The organism is Streptomyces sp. NPDC107538 (assembly GCF_055657445.1).
On the sequence record NZ_JBVKAY010000001.1, the window covers coordinates 238,407 to 259,013 of the forward strand.

25 protein-coding genes are annotated in these 20,607 nt (G+C 70.3%); 3 read left to right on the top strand and 22 right to left on the bottom strand.

What is annotated here, in order from left to right:
• The first annotated feature begins 222 nt into the window (after positions 1-222).
• Entirely contained in the window at positions 223-1,119 is an 897-nt protein-coding gene (locus ACZ7MG_RS00925; RefSeq protein WP_471386291.1) for a DUF5655 domain-containing protein, read from the top strand.
• A 154-nt stretch (positions 1,120-1,273) separates the two neighbouring features.
• Here ACZ7MG_RS00925 and ACZ7MG_RS00930 read toward each other — a convergent pair whose 3' ends face one another.
• The 12 genes from ACZ7MG_RS00930 to ACZ7MG_RS00985 form a co-directional block, all read right to left on the bottom strand.
• The gene (locus ACZ7MG_RS00930; RefSeq protein WP_471386289.1) at positions 1,274-2,641 is read right to left on the bottom strand and encodes an SPDY domain-containing protein; all 1,368 of its coding nucleotides are present in this window, start codon (positions 2,639-2,641) and stop codon (positions 1,274-1,276) included.
• A gap of 65 nt (positions 2,642-2,706) precedes the next feature.
• Positions 2,707-3,834 (bottom strand): DnaB-like helicase N-terminal domain-containing protein, encoded by a 1,128-nt coding sequence (locus ACZ7MG_RS00935; RefSeq protein WP_471386286.1) that lies wholly within the window; start codon positions 3,832-3,834, stop codon positions 2,707-2,709.
• Entirely contained in the window at positions 3,834-5,108 is a 1,275-nt protein-coding gene (locus ACZ7MG_RS00940) for a DNA cytosine methyltransferase (protein WP_471386499.1), read from the bottom strand. The genes ACZ7MG_RS00935 and ACZ7MG_RS00940 overlap by 1 nt, the downstream gene beginning before the upstream one ends.
• 5 nt (positions 5,109-5,113) lie before the next feature.
• The gene (locus ACZ7MG_RS00945; RefSeq protein WP_471386283.1) at positions 5,114-5,560 is read right to left on the bottom strand and encodes a hypothetical protein; all 447 of its coding nucleotides are present in this window, start codon (positions 5,558-5,560) and stop codon (positions 5,114-5,116) included.
• Between the two features lie 146 nt (positions 5,561-5,706).
• Positions 5,707-6,576, bottom strand: coding sequence for a hypothetical protein (locus ACZ7MG_RS00950; RefSeq protein WP_471386281.1), 870 nt, complete (start codon positions 6,574-6,576; stop codon positions 5,707-5,709).
• A gap of 241 nt (positions 6,577-6,817) precedes the next feature.
• Complete coding sequence (locus tag ACZ7MG_RS00955) at positions 6,818-7,690, bottom strand: adenine nucleotide alpha hydrolase family protein (RefSeq protein WP_471386279.1); 873 nt, start codon at positions 7,688-7,690, stop codon at positions 6,818-6,820.
• Between the two features lie 98 nt (positions 7,691-7,788).
• Entirely contained in the window at positions 7,789-8,019 is a 231-nt protein-coding gene (locus ACZ7MG_RS00960; protein ID WP_471386276.1) for a hypothetical protein, read from the bottom strand.
• A 110-nt stretch (positions 8,020-8,129) separates the two neighbouring features.
• Positions 8,130-8,978 (bottom strand): hypothetical protein, encoded by an 849-nt coding sequence (locus ACZ7MG_RS00965; RefSeq protein WP_471386274.1) that lies wholly within the window; start codon positions 8,976-8,978, stop codon positions 8,130-8,132.
• A 23-nt stretch (positions 8,979-9,001) separates the two neighbouring features.
• Positions 9,002-9,595, bottom strand: a complete 594-nt coding sequence (locus tag ACZ7MG_RS00970; RefSeq protein ID WP_471386271.1) for a hypothetical protein — start codon at positions 9,593-9,595, stop codon at positions 9,002-9,004.
• A 40-nt stretch (positions 9,596-9,635) separates the two neighbouring features.
• Positions 9,636-11,432, bottom strand: a complete 1,797-nt coding sequence (locus tag ACZ7MG_RS00975; protein WP_471386268.1) for a type IV secretory system conjugative DNA transfer family protein — start codon at positions 11,430-11,432, stop codon at positions 9,636-9,638.
• A 33-nt stretch (positions 11,433-11,465) separates the two neighbouring features.
• Positions 11,466-12,197: an SPDY domain-containing protein gene (locus ACZ7MG_RS00980; RefSeq protein WP_471386265.1), complete on the bottom strand. Its 732-nt coding sequence runs from the start codon at positions 12,195-12,197 to the stop codon at positions 11,466-11,468.
• Between the two features lie 44 nt (positions 12,198-12,241).
• Positions 12,242-12,862, bottom strand: a complete 621-nt coding sequence (locus ACZ7MG_RS00985) for a hypothetical protein (protein ID WP_471386262.1) — start codon at positions 12,860-12,862, stop codon at positions 12,242-12,244.
• Between the two features lie 101 nt (positions 12,863-12,963).
• On the opposite strand from ACZ7MG_RS00985, the gene ACZ7MG_RS00990 reads away from it, so the two are divergent.
• A complete protein-coding gene (locus ACZ7MG_RS00990; protein ID WP_471386259.1) occupies positions 12,964-13,353 on the top strand; it encodes an ANTAR domain-containing protein in 390 nt (129 codons plus the stop codon).
• Positions 13,354-13,597: 244 nt separating this feature from the next.
• Here ACZ7MG_RS00990 and ACZ7MG_RS00995 read toward each other — a convergent pair whose 3' ends face one another.
• The 6 genes from ACZ7MG_RS00995 to ACZ7MG_RS01020 all read right to left on the bottom strand — a co-directional run bounded on the left by ACZ7MG_RS00995 (position 13,598) and on the right by ACZ7MG_RS01020 (position 17,360).
• Positions 13,598-14,362, bottom strand: a complete 765-nt coding sequence (locus ACZ7MG_RS00995) for an SPDY domain-containing protein (RefSeq protein ID WP_471386257.1) — start codon at positions 14,360-14,362, stop codon at positions 13,598-13,600.
• A gap of 42 nt (positions 14,363-14,404) precedes the next feature.
• Positions 14,405-14,821, bottom strand: a complete 417-nt coding sequence (locus tag ACZ7MG_RS01000) for a hypothetical protein (protein ID WP_471386254.1) — start codon at positions 14,819-14,821, stop codon at positions 14,405-14,407.
• Between the two features lie 169 nt (positions 14,822-14,990).
• The gene (locus ACZ7MG_RS01005) at positions 14,991-15,803 is read right to left on the bottom strand and encodes an SPDY domain-containing protein (RefSeq protein ID WP_471386252.1); all 813 of its coding nucleotides are present in this window, start codon (positions 15,801-15,803) and stop codon (positions 14,991-14,993) included.
• The gene (locus ACZ7MG_RS01010) at positions 15,794-16,147 is read right to left on the bottom strand and encodes a hypothetical protein (protein ID WP_471386249.1); all 354 of its coding nucleotides are present in this window, start codon (positions 16,145-16,147) and stop codon (positions 15,794-15,796) included. The genes ACZ7MG_RS01005 and ACZ7MG_RS01010 overlap by 10 nt, the downstream gene beginning before the upstream one ends.
• A 32-nt stretch (positions 16,148-16,179) precedes the next feature.
• Complete coding sequence (locus ACZ7MG_RS01015; protein WP_471386246.1) at positions 16,180-16,980, bottom strand: SPDY domain-containing protein; 801 nt, start codon at positions 16,978-16,980, stop codon at positions 16,180-16,182.
• Positions 16,977-17,360: a hypothetical protein gene (locus tag ACZ7MG_RS01020; protein ID WP_471386243.1), complete on the bottom strand. Its 384-nt coding sequence runs from the start codon at positions 17,358-17,360 to the stop codon at positions 16,977-16,979. The genes ACZ7MG_RS01015 and ACZ7MG_RS01020 overlap by 4 nt, the downstream gene beginning before the upstream one ends.
• Before the next feature lie 506 nt (positions 17,361-17,866).
• Here ACZ7MG_RS01020 and ACZ7MG_RS01025 point away from each other — a divergent pair.
• Positions 17,867-18,157, top strand: a complete 291-nt coding sequence (locus ACZ7MG_RS01025; RefSeq protein ID WP_471386240.1) for a helix-turn-helix domain-containing protein — start codon at positions 17,867-17,869, stop codon at positions 18,155-18,157.
• 280 nt (positions 18,158-18,437) lie between these two features.
• Here the strand turns inward: ACZ7MG_RS01025 and ACZ7MG_RS01030 are convergent, their stop codons facing one another.
• From ACZ7MG_RS01030 to ACZ7MG_RS01045, 4 genes are all read right to left on the bottom strand, one after another.
• The gene (locus tag ACZ7MG_RS01030) at positions 18,438-18,776 is read right to left on the bottom strand and encodes an SH3 domain-containing protein (protein WP_471386238.1); all 339 of its coding nucleotides are present in this window, start codon (positions 18,774-18,776) and stop codon (positions 18,438-18,440) included.
• An 80-nt stretch (positions 18,777-18,856) separates the two neighbouring features.
• Positions 18,857-19,504, bottom strand: coding sequence for a hypothetical protein (locus ACZ7MG_RS01035; RefSeq protein WP_471386235.1), 648 nt, complete (start codon positions 19,502-19,504; stop codon positions 18,857-18,859).
• Positions 19,501-20,259 (bottom strand): hypothetical protein, encoded by a 759-nt coding sequence (locus ACZ7MG_RS01040; RefSeq protein ID WP_471386232.1) that lies wholly within the window; start codon positions 20,257-20,259, stop codon positions 19,501-19,503. Before ACZ7MG_RS01040 ends, ACZ7MG_RS01035 begins: the two co-directional genes overlap by 4 nt.
• A gap of 22 nt (positions 20,260-20,281) precedes the next feature.
• Positions 20,282-20,572 carry a hypothetical protein gene (locus ACZ7MG_RS01045; RefSeq protein WP_471386231.1) on the bottom strand — a complete coding sequence of 97 codons (291 nt, stop codon included), beginning with the start codon at positions 20,570-20,572 and terminating at the stop codon, positions 20,282-20,284.
• Positions 20,573-20,607: the final 35 nt, after the last annotated feature.

Sequence of the window (20,607 nt, forward strand, 5' to 3'; positions counted from 1 at the left end):
CCGCGCGTTGGGGGACGTCCGTGCGGCGGCGCTCGCGTACATGGAACACGTACTCCTGCCAACATGCCCCTGGCATCTGTGTCCGTTTCCCCGCGGGCATGACCACACCGGGTGTGACCGTGCGGATGCCGCACAACGTCAAATCTTCGCGCCTCCGTAGCCTCTCGCGGAAACAATCCCGCACCCCTCGGCGTTGATGATCTCTGAGCCGAGGAGGGGAAGGTGTCGGGCCTGAAGCTGTTCCGCACGGATATAATGAAGGGCGGGGTGACCGAGGTTACGCCGCGGCTTGCTGAGGTCGAGGCAGATGTGCAGGGTCTCGTCGAAGCGCACATGGAGACGCTGCTGGGGGTGCGGTTCCTGGCGAGCGAGTACGGCACGGGGCCGGTTCACGGGGGTCGGGTCGATTCGCTCGGGCTGGACGAGAACGGTTCGCCGGTCATCGTTGAGTACAAACGTGCGACTGATGCAGGGGTGATCCACCAGGGCTTGTTCTACCTGGCGTGGCTGATGGACCATCGCGCTGAGTTCGAGCACCTGGTCCGCGACCGGCTCGGGGTGAAGGCCGCGGCCCAGGTCCTGTGGAGCGGACCGCGGCTGATCTGTATCGCCGGCGACTTCACGCGTTATGACGTGCATGCCGTGCGTGAGCACCGGCGGTCGATCGACCTGGTCCGCTACCGTCTTTTCGGCAGCGACCTGCTCGGGCTTGAGACCGTGGCGTCTGTGAGCGGCGGCATGCAGGTGGGCCGCTGGGCGCGTCACCCGGCGGTTGCCCGGGCGGCGGCCGACGTCCAGGGCGCGTCGATGGTGGAGTTGGCGGGCGTGGTCGACGAGGTCCTGCTCGGGCTCGGGGACGGTGTGAACCGTGTCGAGCGTAAGCAGTACCGGGCGTATCAGCGGCTGCGTAACTTTGCTTGCCTCTGCCCGCCGCAGCGCAGCAAGCTGCTGGTCTACCTGAAGGCTGATCCGAAGAACGTCGACCTCATTCCGGGCTTCACCCGTGACGTGTCCGGTCTCGGTCACCACGGTACGGGTGATCTGGAGGTGCAGCTGCGTACGCCGAAGGACGTGGAGCGGGCGCAGGATCTGTTCCGGGCCAGCTACGCGGCGGCGTGATCGCCTGCCGGCCTCTGGCTGCTCTGTGGTCGTGGGGTGGTGCCTTTCGACGTGCGGGCAGGGCGTGGCGGTGGACTACCAATGATGCGCGGGATCGCCGGTTTGGCTAACCGGCGATCCCGCGCTATGTTGCCCCGCTCGTGTGGGCCGATGGTCAGCGTGAACGGCCGGCGGGACGGCTGGCGGCGACCGCTGGAGTCGCCGGTGCACTGGCGGCGAGGCGGGTCTTGGGTTCGCGGCCCGGCTGGGGTTGGCGTGTGCCGGTCTCGTGGGCGAGGGCTTCGGAGAAACCGGCCAGCAGCGAACTCGGGACGTGGGGAGACGCTGTGGCAGTCCAGGTGGGCTTGTCGGGTCTGGGGCCGGCCCAGATGGTCCAGGTGGCCAGGTTCTGACTCGGATGCTGTGCGGCGAAGGCGTCGAAGCGGACGCCCGCGTCTCCTTCGGGGGACGTCCAGCGGATCCATCGCGCGTCCGCGGTGTGCTTCCATCCGGCGTCGGAGAGCGGCTGGGTTGCGGCGGTGACCATCTTCTCGTCCACCGGGGTGCCGACGCGGGTGTCCCAGCCGTCGCCGTCGGCGAGGTGGATCAGGAGGCCCTGTAGCACCGCGGTGGGGGTGGCGCCGGTCGCGGTGAGATGCCATATGCGGTCGGAGACGGGTGTCTCGTAGGCGGCTATGGTCCAGGCGGTCTCGTGGGCGGGGGTTTCGTGGACGCGTTCGATGCGCAGGGTCTGCGACTCGTGGATGGCGTGGGTCGTGTTGTCGGACCAGGTCCGCCACTTCTCGAACTCGCTGTGTGTGTCGAGGAAGGTGTCGAGGAGCGCGTCGTGGTCGCCGGCATCGGCCAGGTAGACGGGGACTGTCTCCGGCTTCGGGCGGGAGGGTTCGGACCGGGCTGTGGTGACGTCGAAGACGGAGGGCGCTGCGATGGCGTCGCGTTCGGTGTCGGTCAGGGGCGCCGGTCCGGGGCGCATATCGGCCGCGTGGACACGTTCGAAGGCGAGCAGTGCCTGCGCGGGTGAGCCGAAGGTGTCTGCGACCTGACGCAGGTGGTTCTCGCCGTGGAGGTAGACGGACTTGCCGCCTTGGTGCAGGTAGGTGCCGACCGCGACGGTGGTGTGGCCGTCGTGGGCATGGGCGTGGATGAGGAGGTGGCCGTGGCGGATGTCGTCGTGGATCTTCTGTGCCTGGTTGGAGATCTCGCGGATTTCGCTGCGGGTACACCACGGCATGGGGTAGTTCGGCCAGGTCCATCCCTCGTTGATGGCTTCCTGGAGCCGAGGTGTGATCTCGACGGTGATGCCTTGGGCGGTCAGCTGCTTGGCTGCGTTGTCGGCCCAGTGGGGCTCTTCGTGATCGATGCGGGCCAGGACCAGGACGTGGGTGGCGGCGACGCTCCAGTCGGCGGCTTCCAGGGCCGTGTGGGCGATGTGGGCCTGTGTGCCGGTCAGAATGGCCTGTACGGCGCTTGGGTGGGTGGGGTGGGTGTCGAGGCGGGCGTGGGCGTCGATGGCGGCAGTCATGTGGGGGTCTCGTCTGTTCTGCCGGTGTCCGGGCTATCGGGCCCGGCCACCGGCGTACTCGGGGGCTAGCGGGTTGCGGGTGTGGACCGGGCGGCGTGCGCGGCCCTGGTGGTCGGCGGTCCGGCCCGGGTGGTGGGTGCGGGCCGCCGCCGCTGGGGCGGGGTGGCTCCGGTGGCGTGCTGCCAGCGGGTGCGGACGGCGGAGAGGTCGGCGAGGGCGCGGCGGCTGCCGGTGATGAGCTGGTGGGGGGTGTTGGCGGGGTCGTCGGTGTAGGCGGTGATCGTGGCGGCGGCCGTGTGGGAGCGTGAGAGGAGGGCGCGTCGGAGGACGCGCTCGCCCCAGTACTCGGGGGATCCCGCTGTGTTGGAGACGATGGCCATGAGGTCGCGTGGGGTGAGGGAGTCGGTGATCAGGCCGTGGTGCTGGGCCTCGCCGAGGACGGTGACCGGGTCGACCATGTCCCCGCGGTGGACGAGGGCGGTGACGCATCGCCAGAGCGTGGCGTGCAGCGGCAGGACGAAGTCGGCTGGGGTCAGCCACCGCATCTGCCGTACCTCCTGGGGCATGGCGGTGGCCGAGGCGAGCAGGTCGCGTTCTTCGCCGAGGTCGTCCCCGCTCACCCGCCGGGCGGGGGCGGTTGGTTGTGGGGTGCGGGGGAGTGGGCCGGGGTGCGGGGCGAACTGCCCGGAGAGGTCGTCGAGCAGGCGGGCGAGTGCATCGGCCCGGGCCAGGACGGTGTCTGCGGGATGGGGCAGGGTGGGGTCGGTCGCGGCGGTCGCCAGGTGTTCGGCGTGGCCGCGTAGGGTCCGGCGGGCGTGGTCGGCGCGGATCAACCGGGTGTAGGCGGCGGCGTGTTGGAGGCGCGGACAGAACTGGATCAGTGCGTGGAGGTAGGAGGCGCTCAGGCCGGGGGCGTGGGGCCGGGCGGATTCCAGGACCTTGTTGATCCAGGTGGTGTGCTGGGCGTGCTGTTCGGGGGAGGGCGGTGGGAGTGTGCGGATCGCGGTGAACAGCGCTGCGTGGGTGTGGCTTTCGAAGTGGCCGGCCTCCAGGGTGCCGGTGTCGGCCAGGCGCTGTGGTTGGAAGAGGAGGGCGCCGAGGAGGGCCTGTTCGGCGTAGTGCACCGGCTTCGGGGCGGGCACGTCGTCGAGGTTGTCGTCCTCGGTGGGGGCGGGTTCGGGGGTACGGGGCATCAGGCGGCGAGGGTGAAGTCGTCGGGGTCGAAGGGCTTGTTCAGATGCGGGGCGAGGAGGTGGGCGGCGAGGAGTGGGGGGACGGCGTTGCCGATCTGGGAGAACCGCTGGCCTTTGTTGCCCTGCCAGGGGTAGCCGGCGGGAAAGCTCTGCAGTACGCCCGCTTCCTCGGCGGTGATCCTGATCGGGCCGGGCACCGGCTCGGGGACGCTGTCGGCAGGGCTGCCGGTGGGTGTGGTGATCCAGACGCATTCGTTGGCCCGGTGGCCGAAGAACAGCGTCCCGGCGGGTTCGTCGGCACGGCGCACGGTGGCCTTGGCCTGGTTGTTGTTGCGCAGCGCCCACGTCCACCGGGCCGCCTCGCCGTTGACGAACGGTGCCGTAGAGGTGGCGTGCGCGTTGTCGCGGGCACCCTGGTCTGCCGTTGCATCCGGTTCCTGTGACGGTGGTCGGAGGATGACGGCGTTCGTGGTGGTGGGGTGGCGCCAGGTGCCGCGGTCACGGGCGTCGACCAGTGTCTTGCGGGAGCCGGAGGGGAAGGGTTCGGGACCGCCTCCGGGTCCGCCGCCGGCGCACACGGTGGGGACGGGGCGGTCGGTGGCGCCCCAGCCGAGGGCCTGGGCCATGGACACCCATCGGGCGCGGCCCGGACCGAACAGCGACTCGGGCTCGGCGACTTGGGCGTGCGTCGGGGGCGGCGGCTGGGCGGAGCGGACACGGGAAGCGAGCAGGATCGCCCGCTTCCGGGTTTGGGGGACGCCGTAGTCGGCGGCGTTGAGGATGCCCGTCCACACCGAGAAACCCCAGCTGCGGAGGATGGCGGCGTACTGCCGCCACAGGGGGAGCACGTCGGGTACCTCCTCCATGACCACCCACTCAGGCTCGCCCATCGTGTTGAGGGCGTGCAGGTAGCGCATCGGCTCGGCCGCGAGGAGGGAGCGTTCGTCCGCGCACGCGCTGAGCAGCTGCTCGCGGGTGTCGCGGCCGGCGGCGAGGTCGGCGACGGCCTGGTGGACGAGCGGCTGGTCGACCAGGCCGAGGCGTTTGCCTGCCATGCTCCATGCCTGACATGGCGGGGAGGCGATCAGCCCGAGGACCCGGCCGGAGAAGATCCACGCCGGGTAGGCTGCGACGTCGGTGCGGAGCGTCAACTGCCCGGCCGTCGCACGGGTCTTGCAGGCCCACTCGTCCCACTCCAGACCGACATCCCGTGCGCCGAGGACGGTGAGGGCGTGGCTCCAGCCACCCGGGCCGGCGAACAGGTCGAGGATGATCCGCCTCAAGAAGCCAGCCCGAAGTCGTCCCGCACCGGCTCGGCTTCGCTGCGGCAGGCCCGGGGGGAGCAGTCGTCGGCCACGCCGAGCTCCAACTCATCGACCGCGGTGGGCCGGTTATCGAGTTCCTGCTGGCGCGCGGCCCACTCGGCTGCCGTCACGTGATCGATTGGGGCCTCGCTGAGCGGTACGCGGGATCTGTGCAGGTACGCCTGGTCCAGCAGGGAGTTGGCGGAGGCGTTCGCGCGGGCATTGGCCTGGCGGATGGCCGTGTCGAACGCGACCACGGCCTGCCAGTCGTCCGGGCTTGTGACCTGGATATTTCTCCACTGCCCGTTTTTGTGGAAGGGGCAAGCTATTGAGAATCGAGACAGGTTCATGTCCTTGCGCTGGGGGTGAAAGCGGCATATCGGTATGGCCGTTGGGATGCCTGAACGGGTGTTGAGGTACACGGCCGTGGTGTGTGTGCCGGGTCCTGGCACGAGGTGGGGATGACCGCACGGTCGTGATGGTGAGGGCCGGGGCCTGTGTGATCCACGCAGCTGGCGTGTGTGGCCGGTCGTGCTGTTGTGCCGGACGCGGTGACGGGCCGTCGGTGCTATCGGCCGGTTCGGCGGGGCGGTGTGGCTGTGGCGTGCGCGGGCTGCTGAATGCGGCCGGTGTCTGGAGCGCGTGGTGCTGCAGAAGGGGCGGTGACGGGCCGGCGGACGGTGAAGAACTGTCCGCCGTCGGCGGCGTGGTCCGTACCGAGGACGTGGTCTCCAGGTCGGAGCTCTGCGGCGCTGACGTGCAGGAGGTTGAGCTCGGTCGGCGTGTTCGTCTGGGGTGTCCAGCCCAGGCTGGAGAGCGCGCTCTCCAGCGGTAGTTCGTAATAGGTCATCTGGTGGCGAAGGGTGTCGGCCGGGATCTGTGTGTGGCGTCCCCAGTCCTCCAGCCCCATGCACATCCCGAAGGCACGGTGGGGGACTCCGGTGCCCAGGGTGGAGCGGTTCTGTGGTTCTTCGGTGATGGCCTGCTCAGGGTCCCAGCCCTGGGCCAGGCGCCGTCGCATGGTGCTGAGGGCACAGCCCGCCCGGGGGTCGACCGCCCAGTGGAGGAGAGTCTTTGTTTCCCCGAATGCCGATACCGGCAGGGCGAAGTCAGCTCCTTCCGCTCCCTTTTCCAGGGCTTCGGTGAAACTCATGCCTGATTTCATGATGCGGTTGTAGAGGGTGTGGTATTTGATTCCGCTCTGGTCGGCCCACCCGCGGAGCGTCAGCGTTCGCTCGTTGTAGGTGAACGTCATGTCCGGCTTGGTGTGACGGGACTTGGTGATGGCGTCCGCCGGGTTCCATCCCAGGGCGAGTCGGGTGCGGAGTGCTTCTCGGCTGACTGCGCACCGCTCGTCGGCTGCCCAGGCGGCGAGGGACTTCGATTCACCGAAGGCGGGAATCGGTCCGCGGGCGAGTTCCCAGTTGTAGCGGTCCACGCGCCGGTTCTCGGGGTGGCGGTGCCGTCTGTTGCGGCCGTGGGCTGCAGGGTCGGTCACGGTGTGGCGCCTCTCGGAGTCCACCCAGGCTCGCCGGCGTGCAGAGAGCGCAGACGCTCCGCAGCGAGCGGAGAGCGTTCGTCTCGGCAGGAAGTCCGCAGCCGTCCGCGTCTCGCGCGCCGAGCAGTCAGTGCGTGTGAGCAATCCGCCGGGGAGGCGAACGGGTTGAGGGTGATCTGCCTCATGTGGCCAGCCCGAAGTCGTCCTGCACAAACTCGGCTTCACCGCGGCAGGACCACGGGGAGCAGCCGTCGACCACACCCTGCTCCAACGTCTGCACCATCGCGGGCTGGTCGTCGAGTTCCTGCTGGCGCGCGGCCCACTCGGCTGCTGTCACGTGGTCGATCGGGGCCTCACTGAGCGGAACCCGGGATCTGTGCAGGTAGGCCTGGCCCAGCAGGGGGTTTCCAGAGGCGTTCGCGCGGGCGTTACCCTGGCGGATGGCCGCGTCGAACGCGACCACGTCCTGCCATTCCTCCGGACTCGTATCCCGGATATTTCTCCACTGCGCGTTTCCGTGAAATGGACAACCCAAACAACTCGATTTTGGAGTGTTTTCCAGGCCGATGGACTTCAGGTAGCGGGCGCAGTCCGTGCGCGACCAATTGAGGTCGATGAGGGGGTGCCGGTTGCGCATGTAGCGGACGTCGGAATCTTTGGCCCGATGAAATTCATCGGTCGAGATGCCGACCCACTGCTCGACGAAGACGTCCTTCGGGATGCGCTGTGGGTAGGGGTATCCGAGGAGTTCCCGGACCTGCTTCTTGATCGGCTTTACTTTATATTCCCCGGTGCACTGGCGCCGGGTCATTCCTTGCTTTCCGTCCTGGTTGAGGATGTAGAGGGGCATGGAGGCGAAGCGGTGTTCGGGGTCGAGGGCGTCATCGCGAATGTTTCCCGAGGTGACCCGAAGGACCGGTATTCCTGCGGGCGTGGCGATTTTCCTTTCGAGGAGGTCGAGATGTTCGTAGACCGCTCGCGGTTCCCAGCCGGTGTCGGCGAAGATGGCGTAATCGGCCTTCGGGAGGATTCCCTCGGCGGAGAGGGCGAGCATGGCGCTGGACTGGATTCCGGCACCGAGAGAAATGCATATGAGGGCGGGGGAGGCGGAGATGACGGGGTCCTTGCGTGGGGCGGGGAGGAGGACGGCGGTCAGAGCCGGACGCGGGTCCTGTGGGCCGGGGCAGGGACCGGTGGGGCCGCTGCCGTGAGTAGGGCCGGGGGCTGGGCGAGGAGCGCGCTGAGGGCGGTGATGCCGTCGGTGGTGCGGCGTATGCGGGAGTGCGGGATGCCGCCGAAGTAGGAGGGTGGCGCGGTCCTGGGTTCGCTGGTGGTCAGTCCGCGGGCGGCCAGGGTGCGCACCACGCTGATCGGCACGGTCACGTCGTGGCCCCGGACGCACTGGCGGCCGAGGTCTTCGGTGGCCGAGATGTGGCCGCGGGCGACTTAGAGGAGAGCGCAGTGAAACCGAGACAGCCGGCCGAAGGGATGGATCAGGGGCCCGAGCGCGCCACCGGTGCCGCCCTTGGCAGCGGCGGAGGCGGTGCCAGTGGGGATGCCGCTGTCGGAGGCCGGTCGGCTGTGTGGTGGGCGAGGGCCCGCAGCCCGTTCGGAGTGACGCTGATGAGTCGCCCCTGCCGCCGGACAGGAACGGAGACGGGGGTGTCCACCGTGCGTACGAGGCCGCGCCATTGCAGAGCCCGGAACGTGGCGATGTTGATCCTGGCACCGCTGGTGTTCAGCTCAGCCCGGAGCCTTTCGCGCCGGCCCATGACGTAGAGGGTGCCGCCCCCCTCCGACAGCGCCCGGAGAGCTGCGTACTGCGAGGCCGTGATCATCTCCACGGGCGCGGCCAGCTCGGGGTGCCCCGCGATGTTCGCGGTGATGCCGGTGATGGCGTGGGCCAGGGCGGTGCGGCACCGGACGAGGCCCTGGGCGGCGCTGGCCACGCGCTCGGCGAGGATCGTAGTAGCTGCCCGGCTCCGTGCCTCACCGGCGGCCTCCTCGCCCACGGTAGGGCCGAGGGCGGCGGGGAAGCCGTCGTTCACCGCGGAGGCCAGGTCACTTGCGGCGTGGGAGGCGTGGGCTGCGGCGGCGGCCAGCGCGGTGAGGGTGGGCCGGCTGCCGGGGAGGGGGTGGTAGTGGCTGCTGTCGAGGATGGTCAGCCGTTCCAGGGTCTGGGCGACCAGTCGGTGGATCGCACGGATCCGGGGTGCGATCCGGTGCAGCGCGTCGCTTCCCGGGCTCGCGTCGAGGTCGTGCAGTTCGGCGTGGAGAAGGTCGAAGTCGGCGGCGAGCCGGGTGAGGTGGGTGGTCTCGGCGGAGAGGTCGATCAGGGGCAAGACGCTCCAAGTGAACGGGGTGGTCAGCGGGAGCGGCGTGGAGCGCGGTCGGCAGGCGGTGGGACGGGTGTGGCACGGTTCGGGTGCGACGCCAGGGGGATGTCCTGGACGGTGGCGATGCCGAGCTCGACGCGTACGCCGACGCCGTCGGCGTGCAGGTGGGCCTCGGCGCGGACGACAGCGCTCAGCCGGTCGCGCTCGCCCAGGTGGCCGGGCAGTTTGTACGTCTGCGGTGCGCCGGTTGGTGTGAAGCCGTGCTGGGCGAGGACGGCGCCGGCCCTGTCGGTGGCCGCGGTCGCGGAGACGGTCTGGTCGGTGAAGCGGATGGTCGCCTCGGACGTGGGCGTGGGGTGCGGCTGGCGTGTCGTCCAGGCGAGGTCGACGAGGTCCATGGTGTGCGCCATGAGGCCGTAGGCCGCGGTGCCGGCGAGGTCGTGGGCCTCGGGGGCCGTCTCGGGCGGCAGGAGGAAGAGGGTGCGGCCCTGGTGGGAGCGGGCGGTGAAGCCGGCGCCGGTCAGGATGCGGGTGGCGTTGGGGATCGGGCGGTTGAGGACGACGAAGGTCCAGCCGTCGTCGGTCGAGCCGAAGAAGATGTCGTGGTGATCTGTGGCAGCCATGAAGTTCCGGGGCAGGGGGCGGGTTGCGGCGAGGACGGGGTCAGCTGGTGGGGCCGAAGTCGTGCTGGTGGGGGGTGTGTTTGGCGACGGCGCGGGTGGTGATGGCCTGGGAGGCGCGGGCGGAGGCGGCGGCGAGGGTGCTCGCGTCGGGTTCGGTGTACCAGGGGCGCAGAGTGAGGGTGGCGGCGCGCAGGCCGGTGGCGAAGAGCAGGGCGGTGCCCTTGGGCAGGGCGCGGATCGCGTCGGCGGGCAGGATCCTCTCCTGCCGCATCGACACGGAGGTCGACTTGCCCGAGTCGGAGGTGGAGGTCGAGGTGGTTTCGACGTCGTGGTCGCCGATGAGGCGGGAGAGTTTGTCGGCGAAGTCGGGGTCGTCGATGCCGGAGCCGATCACTTTAATCGTGCTCGCGGACCACATGGCGTCCATGCCCGCGTCGCCCCACACCTTCTGGCCCTGCCGGTAGGACTGCAGGATCGTGATCGGGATGATCCCCCGCGAGCCCAAGTGGGAGTACAGGTCGGGGAGATCGCTGATCTTGCACACGTTGGCGGCCTCGTCGAGGATCGCGAGCATCGGCGGGTCCAGCCGCCCGCCGGCACGCTCCGCTTGTGTGGTCGCGGCGCGCATCACGGAGTCCGCGCACGCCGCGATCAGCGCCGAGGCGCCTCCGCCGCCGTCCTTCGACAACAGGTACAGGGTGTCGGTGGAGGTGACGAAGTCTGAGGGGGTGAATTCCTGTATGCCGGGCTGGGGTGTGACCCAGGCGGCGATCTCGGTGTTGAGGAGGGCGGCGGCGTACTGGCGAGCGGTCTCGTAGATGCCGTCCCGGGTTTCCGGCGGGCCTTCGACGGTGCCCTTGAGCTGGGCGGCGACCGCGCTGAAGCCGTGGTCGCGCAGGATGTCGAGCGGGGTGCGGTCGGCAGGAAAGGCCAGCCACTGCATGACGTCGGTGATGGGCCGCTCGTCCAGGGCTGCGGCCAGGAACAACTGGCTCAGGATGTTGGACCCGGCCTTGGACCAGAAGTCGCCCTGCTGGGAGGCGTCCACGGAGGCGGCGAGGAAGTGACCGGCCAGGCGCCCCGCGCCGTCGAGGGTCTTGGCGTCGGCGAGCGGGTTCCACCACATGTCTCGCTCGGCGTGGGCGATCTGCTGCGGGTCCATCGACCACGTCCGGCCCGCCGCCGCCCGGGCGTCGAGGGTGGCGGTGTAGGCGTCGCCGGCGGCCTTGTTGGAGGTGATCATGACCGGGCCGGGGGCATTCAGGATGGAGGGGATCGCGAGCGAGGTGGTCTTGCCCGAGCGCGGCGCCATGATGGCCACGGCGACGTCCTCGTACCCCATGCGGACTTCGTGCCGGGTGCCCTGGAGGTTGCCGAGGAGGACGCCGGTGTCGGCGGCGTCGATGTGCTTGGCGTTCTTCAGACTCGGGCGCAGGGAGCGGGCCTTGGCGGTGATCGCCTTGGTCATCAAGGGCTCGATGTCCCTCGCCCTGGCCATCCCCACGATCCTCTTCCGGCCGCCGCCGGTGTTCTTACGCCGGACCCAGACGATGGCGACGGTCACGGCGAGGGCGGCCAGCACGGTGACGGGGACGATACGAGTCCCGAGAAGCAGGGCTGTTTCTCCGGCGGACGGCCAGAGCTGCTCGGGGCGGAGCAGGGCGTCGACCGGCCGGTACGCCGCCCAGGGACCGGAGTTGGTGATCCAGGCGGTGAGATTTCCGGTCAGCCAGGCGAGGTTGGACAGCGGGACGGCGACGGCGAGGATGCCGAGGAGTGCTTTGAAGGCGACGTCGTAGCCGTCGCCGCTGGTGGAGCGGAGTGAGGGATTCGGCAAGGGGGAGGGATCTCTCGACGGGGGTATGTCGGGTCAGCGTGTCCGGCGCCGTGGCGGCTCCGGCCTCGGCAGTGGTGGTGGCGTCGTTGTACGTCGGCGTCGTACGGCGAGGTCCTGGATGCGTTGCTCCAGCGGATCGAGTACGCCCTCACTCGGCCGCGCCGGCGCGGGAGCTGTGTGGAGGTGGGGCTGGGTTCGAAGGGGAAGGCTGAGAGGGTCACGGCGCAGGGGCGTCGAATCGGCGAGGGCGCGGGTGAAGGCGGTGACCAGGCGGAGCGGTGTGGTGTCGCTGACGTGGGCGCGCCAGATCACCGTCTCCGGATCGCCGGGAAGAGAGGCGGTGATGAACCAGCTGCCTCGACCTTGGTGGGCCCGCTCGATGCGGACGGGCGCGTCGGGGGAGGAGACCGAGAAGGCGGAGCGCTCCATCCAGCCTGCGGTGTGGAGGACTTCGAAAGGATCGCCCGGCGCCGATGCGGGTGCTGGGAGGATGAGGGCGTCGGTGAACGCGGAGAGGATCTCGACCGGGGTGCGGGCCCCGAACCGCGCGTACCAGGCGGGGTGTTCGGCGGTGGGGGTGTGAAGGATCGTCCACCACGGCTCGTCCGGATCCGGGTACAGACTCAGTTCCGCCTGCTGATCGGGACGGACCAGATGGACGACCGGGGCGAGCGGGATGTGGTCGTAGCGCCATCCGCCGGCCTGGTGGAGAGCGGCTGTGATCCAACGTGGGTCCCCGCCGCCTGCCAGACACGGAGGGCTCACGAGGATATCGTCGGCCCCGTCATCGGGCTGGACGAGCATCCAGTTCATCGTCGGGACCGCCGGGGCTCGTCCTGGGCTGGGGCCGGTGACGGAACGGGAGGCAGGGCTCCATCCTTCGCCTGCGGCATGTAGCGCTCGAAGTGTTCGTGCACGTGCGAGATCGCCGATGCGTGCAGAGACAACTTCCGTACCACGTGCCACGCCTTGGCATTGCGGGCGTCGATCAGGGCGTCGTACTCCGGCGTGCCGGCCGCAGCGGCTGCAGGGAGCTTGGCGAGGCGGATGCGGTAGTCCTCTTCGAGGGTGTCGAACGCGTCGAGGGCCTCTGCGCTCTTCTTCACCGCGGAGCCCCAGAGGCATACACGGGCACTGTGGTAGCCCAGGGCCTGCTCCAGTTGCCGCCGTTGTGCTTCCGCGATGGAGATCATCTCGCGGGTGAAGGCCCGAAGAGGGGCGACGGTGTTCCACACTGCGGCGTCACGCAGGCGGAGACGTCGTTCGTGGTGCTGATCGTCCTCGGGCGTATCCCTGGGGGCGTCGGGCAGCTCGTCGTAGTCGCTCCAAGCGGCTAGGCAGACCTCTCTGGTGAAGAGGGCCTTGCAGAGTTGATCAAGGCGCTGCCCGTGGGAAGCGAGCGGCTGCGGAGGTGTGCTCGGCTGTGTCACATTCCGTGGATCTCGTGTCACGGTGGTTCCGGGGGGCGTGTGATTGGGGGATTTCGGGTCCTGGACGGTGTGTGGGGGTGTTCGGCGGGCAGGGGTCGAACATGGGACCTCGCCCGCGCAAGCTTCGCCGTGCTCGTGTTGAGACGGCCAGATCATCTCTGCCGTGCGAGACCCCTTCGTCGGAGGGCGCGGACGGGGGTGAGCGGGCGTTTGGTGCCGCTGCCGGGCTGGTGCGGGAGAACGAGCAGCTCCACCATGCGATAGAGAGCCGGCCGGTCATCGATATGGCCCGAGGGGTACTGATGGCGACCCTTGTCTGCCGGCCGGAGGATGCGTGGGAGATCCTGGTGACCGTCTCGCAGCATGCGAATGTGAAGCTGCGGCTGGTCGCCGAGGCCGTCACGGAGATGGCGGCCGGGAAGCCGGTCCCGCCGGACCTTGAGCCTCATCTGACGGCTGCGGTGCGGGACTGGCAAACCAGGCGTGAGTAGGCGTTCTCGGGGTAGCCGGGCGGTGTGTGCCCGGGGAAGGGCCGCTCGTGCCTGGGGAGGTCGTCGCGGTCCTTCCCCGCACCCCTCCCGGCCCCGGTCGCGGCCGGTGCACGAGACCTGAATGGCCCCTCGGATCCCGCCGTCCTGCTGGTGGTGGCACGTCGGCGGAGCAGGAGAGGGCTATCGCTGGGCCGGCCGGGAGTGGCGGTGGCAGCCGGTGCCGGGGCCGAAGGCGCGGGGCTGGTCAGTGGGTGCGGTGGTGAGGCAGCGGCCTGGAGAAAGACGGTCGAGCGGCGGGCGATCCGTGGGCGGAGCGTCGGGCCCGGGCCGCGGCGATGCGTGTTTCGAGGAGAGCCTGCTCGTCGTCGTAGCTGTGGGAGGTCGGGTTGATGCGGGTGTGGGGCGCGCATCCGTACAGCGGGATTCCGATGGCCATCCGGGGCAGCGGGGCGGCGGAGGCGAGGCTGCGGGTGAAGGCTGCGACGACATCGGGCGGGGTGTCGGCGCTGAACGCGGCCGTCCACCAGCTGTACCCGTCGACTTCGCAGGCAGCACGCCACCGCACGTAGCCGGGTCCGGCCGCGGGATCGTCGGTGACCCGGACCAGGCCGTCCGGAGACACAACGGCGAAGGGATCACTCTCCGGCGTGGTCCATCCAGCCTCGCGCAACGGGCCGAGGGGATCGGGAGCGCGGGCGGAGGCCGGGCGCAGCATGGCTTCGACGACCGAGGTGACGTACTCGACCGGCAGATGCTCCCCGAGCACGGCTGCGCCTCCGGCCCGGCCGAGGGCGGACGTGGCGCACAGGCTCCAGGTCCAGGCACCGCCGCGGACGAGGGCGGCAAATGATCGGCCGTCGGGGCTGGTCAGAACGGTGTGCTGGTCGATCGGGGACGTGTCCCGCCAGCCATGGCCGTGTTGCAGCCATTGGGTCAGCTGCTCGAAGTCGCCGCCTCCCGCGAGGTAGCCGGGTGCTGTCAGGACGTAGGGGACGGTGGTGTCGGGCATGGGCTCCTGAAAGTGCTGGTGGCTGAATATCCAGGTGGATGTTCATTTCCGTGCCGGGATCCGCCGGACGGCTGCGGGTATCGGTATCGGTGCCAGTGGCGAACGGGCCTTGCGGGCAGTGGAGTTGATTTCCAGGAGTGCTGTGCCGTGGGTGGCCCAGTCGTCGAGGCAGCTCCACGATTCGGCGTGGTGCTTGGCTCGGGCGTCGTCGAAGTCGGCGGTGCCGGGCCTGGCGGTGGTGAGGAGCGCGTCTCGGGTGGTGAGCCACCGCTCGTTGAGTGCGTCGAGTTGGTCGAGGGCGTCGCCCAGGACGCCCAACTGGTAGACCCAGCGGCTCTGCACGGTGTTCTCCGGCAGCTGGGTCAGCTGTATCTCGGCGGTGTCCAGCAGGTGACGGGCGCCGGGGCGGAGTGGCTCGAACGCCTCGGCGGTGTCGGCGTCGCGCCGGCTGGCGCGCATGCCGTAGGCGTGGTCGTCGTAGGGCCAGCCGTCGAGGTCGGTGTGCTCGTCGGAGTAGGCGTCCCAGGCGTCGAGGATCTTCTTGCTGTCGCTCAGATAGTCGTCGAGGTGGCGGAGGAAGCCGCGGTGTGCGTGGTGGTCGGCGGAGATGAGGAGGAGTCCTGTCGGTTCAGCGGCGGGCGGCCGGCTGGGCCTTGGCCGGGCTCGTCACGGGTTTCGTCTGCTGTCGGCGGGCGGAGCGTGCACGTGCGCGGAGGGAGTCGATCCGGGCCGTGTGCGCGTCGACCACCTGTTGCGGGCGCAGCGCACTGGGCTCCTGCACGGCGCTGTAGTGGCCGGTTGGGTCGAACGTGCCGCGCTGGAGGGGGCTGCGGTCGGCCAGCGCGGTGAGGAACGAGCCGACCAGATGGGCGGGGGTGTGCTCGTCGAGGTAGGCGTGCCAGATGCGCGGGCCGTGGAACTTCTCGCGGCCCGGCTCGCGGACCTCGACGTGCCAGGAAGGCCCGGCGCTGAATTCGCTCAACGGGCGCAGTTCGACGTGACACATGGAGTCCGGCGAATGTGCCGTGCCTCCTGAGTCGCGGTGCCAGCCCGCCACTGTCAACGACTGCCACGGGTCCGCCTCCTGCGGTGGCGGGGCGATGAGGGCGTCCGTGAAGCCGGCGAGGACCTCCGCGGGCACGAGTGCGCCGAATCTGGCGTACCAGGCGGGCTCGGTGTCGGTCGGTTCGGCATGGAGGTGCCACCATGCGGAGGTGGCGGGCTTCGGGGCGAACTGGAGGTGGTGGCGCAGGTCGGGGCTGCGCAGGACGATCTCGGCACTCAACGGGTCGGAGACGGCGCTCCATCCGGCGGCGGCCAGGCCGTGGGTGACGTGGCGGGCGTCACCGGGGCCGGCGAGGTGGCGGGGGCTGGTGTCGAAGGGGATCTGCCAGGCGTGCTTGTCGGCGAACTGGGCGAGTTGCCGCTCGCTCACCGGCATCGGCTGCCCTTCGGCATGTCCGAGGTGTTCGCGAGCAGGGTGCGCAGGTCGTCCAGGGTGTAGTGGAGGGTGTGTTGGTCGGACTGTTCCCACGCGGCGGTGCGCAACTCGTCGACCAAGCGGCGCAGATCGGGGGTGCGGGGGATGTCGGGGTGTTCCTGGACGGCCCGGGCCAGGGCGCGCAGGGTGTCGCCGAGCTGGACGGGAATGCCTGTGTACTCGTCCAGCAGCGGTTCGACCAGAGCGAGCGCCACGTTCGGGTCGGGGGCATCGCGCAGGTACTCGGTAAGCCGGGACAAGGTCTCGCAGGAGGCGTGGAGGTCGTCCGGGGTCAGATCGGGCACAAGGCTCCTTGGGGGAGGCGAGAGGGGGGTGGTCAACGGCGGGCGCGCGTACCGGGGTTGGCGTAGGGGCGGGCCGAAGTGCGGGGGCGGCCGGCCGTCTGGGATCCGTGGGCCCAGGTGGCGGCGCGGGCGGCGTGGACGCGGGCCTGCTGCCAGGCGCTGAGCTGGGCGGGGAGCACGGAGACGGAGGTGGTGCGGATCCGCGCGCTGTACGGGACGCGCCCGCGGGGCCGCATGACGGGTTCAGGGCTGGCGAGGGCTTCGGAGAACGCTTGGACCAGGTGCATGGGGGTGGACGCGGTGAACGTTGCGGTCCAGCCGTTGCCCTGCTCGTCCCGTGCCCCGGACCACCAAAGGGCCTGACCCTTGTGGTCGTGGCGGAACTGCATCCATGCCGCCCCGTCGGGGCTCGTGGCGCTGACCTGCCCGTCGAGGCGGCTGGTCTTCCAGCGCTGCTCCTGCAGTGGGGCCCAGACGTTGGGGGCGTGCGCGGCGCGGGGGCGGGTGAGGGCGTCGGTGAGTCCGGCGACGATCTCCACCGGGGTCTGCCGGCCCAGCGACACCGTCCATGCCTCCCGGTGCGCGGTGGCCTTGCTGTGGATCGTCCAACCACCGGGCAGAACATGGGGGTTGTAGCCGATGCGGACCGTGCGGTCGGGGCTGTCGAGGACGAGCTGTCCGTTGCGCCGGGACCTGTCCTGCCAGCCGCCGGCACGCAGGAACTCCGCAACGTGCCGCAGGTCACCGCCGCCCGCCAGGGCACGGGGCTCAACCAGGTAGTGCTGCTCGGCCTGCTCGCCGGGCCCCCACCCTTGCCTGTGCTGTCGCTTCACCGGTGGCGCCGTACGACGAGCGGTGCAGCGGTCGGGGGCCCGGCCGGTGTGGCGGCGGGGCGGGTGTGGAGGCGCTGGAGGGTGTCGGTGTGCTCGTCGAGATCCAGGCCGATGTCATGGAGTTCGTTGGCGGCCCGGCCCAGGGCAAGCCACACCTCCGCGGGCAGTGAACCTTCTTCGGCCTGGGACTTGGCGAAGTAGCTGCCGGTGATCACGAGGTGGGTGAAGCGGCCGAGGACTCCGTCTTCGGGATCGAGGACGCGGGCGATGACCTTCGTGGCCTCACGGGCAGGCAGCGCTGCGAGGCGGTCGGAGAGCTGGCCGAGCCGATGAGCGATCTCGTCGGCCAGCCGGTCCGGGTTCGGGGCGGGGTGGGGCATGGCCCTCCTGGGCGGGGTTGAGGATCAGTGGTGGTGGCGGTGGCCGATTCGCCCGGCCGCGTCAAGACCAGCCTCGGGGTGTTCACCGGTCGGAGGGACGATCCGGTGGGGGCCGGTGGGGATGCAGACGCGCAGATAGCGGCGGAACAGGGCGGTGGCGAGGCGGGGTGTGAGGTTGCGGGAGATCGGCGGGGGCGTGTGCGGTGCTACGGGTCCTCCGGTTCGGTGATGAAGTGCGGAGGCGGACGCAGCGGGCTGCCGGGGGCGGCGACCACGCGAGCAGCCCGGCTCCGGGGCTCAACTCTGGGAATGCGGCGGGCAGAAACGTGCACGGGGACAGCCGCCGACGGTGGGCATTGCCCGCTCCCTGGACCGATCAGACTTCCTTGTCTCCGGCCCAGGCTCCGCTCATCGAGTGATGCGATCGCGCGGGCTGCCACCCTGCGGCAACCGGCGGTTCGCATGCGCCAAGATCCCCAAGCGAACGCGAGGAAGGAGACGCCACCATGCTCAGCAAGCACACCCCGATCACCGGTACGCCCCGAAGACATCTGGGTGCCGCCCTGCGGCGGGCATACGACCGGGGTGCCCCGATCCGGCTTCTGGCACAGATCTGCGGCAGAAGCTACGGCTTCGTCCACCGACTGCTCATCGAGGCCGAAGCGGTGATGTCCCCGCGCGGCGGCAGCAACCTGAACCAGTCCGGTGGATCCGCTTGGCAGATCGCCGCTGCCGCTTGCGCCTTCGAACGAGAACTCGCGGTTCTCCGCGGGAAGGACAGCGACGGCTTCGACTGAAGGCCCAACACTGCCGCACGAATCGGGGAAGGTACCGCTGCGCACATGTGTAGGTTCTCGCTGCTCGTGTCCTACGGCGCCCCCGTGACCTGCGGCTTCTCGCGGTCTCTCACGCTGTGTCCAGCCGCTCATTCTCACGGCCGTGTCCAAATCCTCGGGATCGTTGGTCGAGGCCAGGTCTCTGACCTGTGCAGTCTCGACCGGGGCCGCCGAGCGGCCACGGTTCGTGGGAAAAGGACACGGTGGCTGGGAAGCTACAACATGACCTGCCGGACAGGCTCTAGCCGGCGAGTTGGAGCAGCATGTCCTTGCGGATCCAGCCGTACGTGCCGGCCTTCAGGCCGCTCCTGGAGCGGCTGGTGAGCTTCGTGTAGTACCAGGAGCCGTTGCCGCAGTAGACCCGGAGGTCATCACTGTCGTACAGCAGGCCCTTGCTCGTGTAGGCGGTGCTCGGCCCGGTGCGGTAGTTGATGCCGTTTCCGTCGACGGTGGCGTTGTGGTCGGCGAGGTTGTACGTGCAGGAGGCTGTGGCAGCTGACGCGGTCGGCGCTAGTGCGGCCGTGCCGCCGAGGAGGGTGACCGACAGGGCGACGGTGGCGAGGCGGTGTGGGGCAGTCATCGGGATGTGTGTCTTCTCCGGGGGTGTTGGGGGCGCTTCGCAGGTGAGGGGCGCCCGGTGTGGTGTGTGCATGCCTGGGGTCAGCGGCGGCGGGATACCGGGGGCTGGAGACCGCTCGGCGGAGCGGCGGTGCCCGTCGGGTGTGGTGTGCGGGCGGAGTGATCGCGGGCGTCGAGGATGACGTCGGTGGCCCGGCTCATGGCCTCGGCGCACTTCCTCAGCCGTGCGAGGGGTTCGGGTACCTCGCCGGAGGCCGTCCCCTGCAGGTCGGTACCGGTGATCCAGGCACAGACGACCACGTGCCTGACGAGTGGCAGCAGTCCGTGGACAGGGGAGGCGGTCTCGGTGAGGACCTCGGCGACCTCATCACTGGTCTCGGCGTCGGCGGCCCGCTCGGCGAGGCGGTGGAGATAGCGCACGGCCGCGTCGCGTTCGCCGTCCGGCGTGGCCAGCGCGTTCAGGGCGGGGTCGAGGTGGACGCTGTGACCGGCGGCGAGCAGGGAGTGCGAGGCGGTGGTCGCCTTGAGGCGCTGCTGCTCGACGGGTAGGCCGTGGGGAAGCCGGTGGTAGTCCCCGCGTGGTCCGGCCGCCGGGAGGAAGCCGCCGTTTCGCTGAAGGATGTCCGCCGCCTCCAGGCTGCCGCCGATGGCGACGACCAGACCCGTGCGGGGGTCCTTGGTGATGGTGACGTACTCCAGCACCCAGAACTCGGGCTCCGGCTGCCTCATCGCGCCCTGGTAGCCGAGGTACGGCGGCCGACCGGGGCCTGCGGCACGGCGGCCGGAGCGGAGGTGGGTGCGGTCCGGCCCGCGGCGTGCTGGAGGGCGGTGCCGATGCCGAGCGCGTCCAGCTGCGGGCCGATCTCCCGCAGGGCACGCGCCTGCACCGTGGTGTCGTCGCCGGTGAGGCGGAAGATGCCGTTGTGCGGGTCCTGGACGAAGCCGTGGGCGAGGAGGATCGCCCGGGCACGGTCGTCGGCGGGTGCGGTGGCGATGCTGCCGTCGGGCTGCCAGGTCAGCACGACCCGGTCCGGCTGGGAGGGCTGGTTTCCGCCCAGGGACTTGTGCCGGACCTGGGCGAGCGCGCTGTCATAGCGGGCGAGCAGGTCGCCGGCTATCTGCTCCGCGCTCAGGAACGGGTCGTCCGCCAGGGCGATGCCGTTGGGCTCGCGGACGGCGCGGTACGCCTCGTCCGGCAGGGAGCGGGGGGCGACGGCGGCGATGAGGAAGCCGCCGTGTGCGTCGTGCCGGTCCACAAGGACGAGCTGGGCGCCGTCGGTCCGGCTCAGGACGGCCGCCTGCCGAAGCGGGTGCTCGGCGAGGGACGCGGCGGTCAGGTCCAGGTCCCAGATGCGGTCGGCCAGTTCGGCGAGATCGTCCTTGGCCTCCGGCAGCAGGTGCGTACTGGTCCAGGTGCCAGGGAGTTCGCCGGCGAGGACGTCGGCGTAGGAAGCGAGGCGCTCGGAGGTGTCGTGGTTGTGCATGGTGTCCTTGGGCGAAGTAGGGTCAGCGGCGCGGTCCGGCGGCCACCGCGGGCGGCGGGGCCGGGAGCGTGCGCGGCGGGGGCGGGCAGGCGCACCCGGCGGAGCGTTCGCGTTCGGTGGTGGGAACACCTCCGGTGCAGGTGCTGCGGCCGGGGTGCGGGGCGTGCCGGTCGGCGAGGGCGTTGCGGGTGTGGGCGAGGCCGGTGCGGATGACGTGCAGGTGCTCGTCGGCGAGGTGGCGCAGCCGCCGGGCGGTGTAGGGGTCGGCCGGTCGGCCGAGACCGTCGTGGAAGTCGGCGGTGGCGGTGAGCACTCCCTCCAGCGCGGTCAGGATGCCGTCGTGGGCGG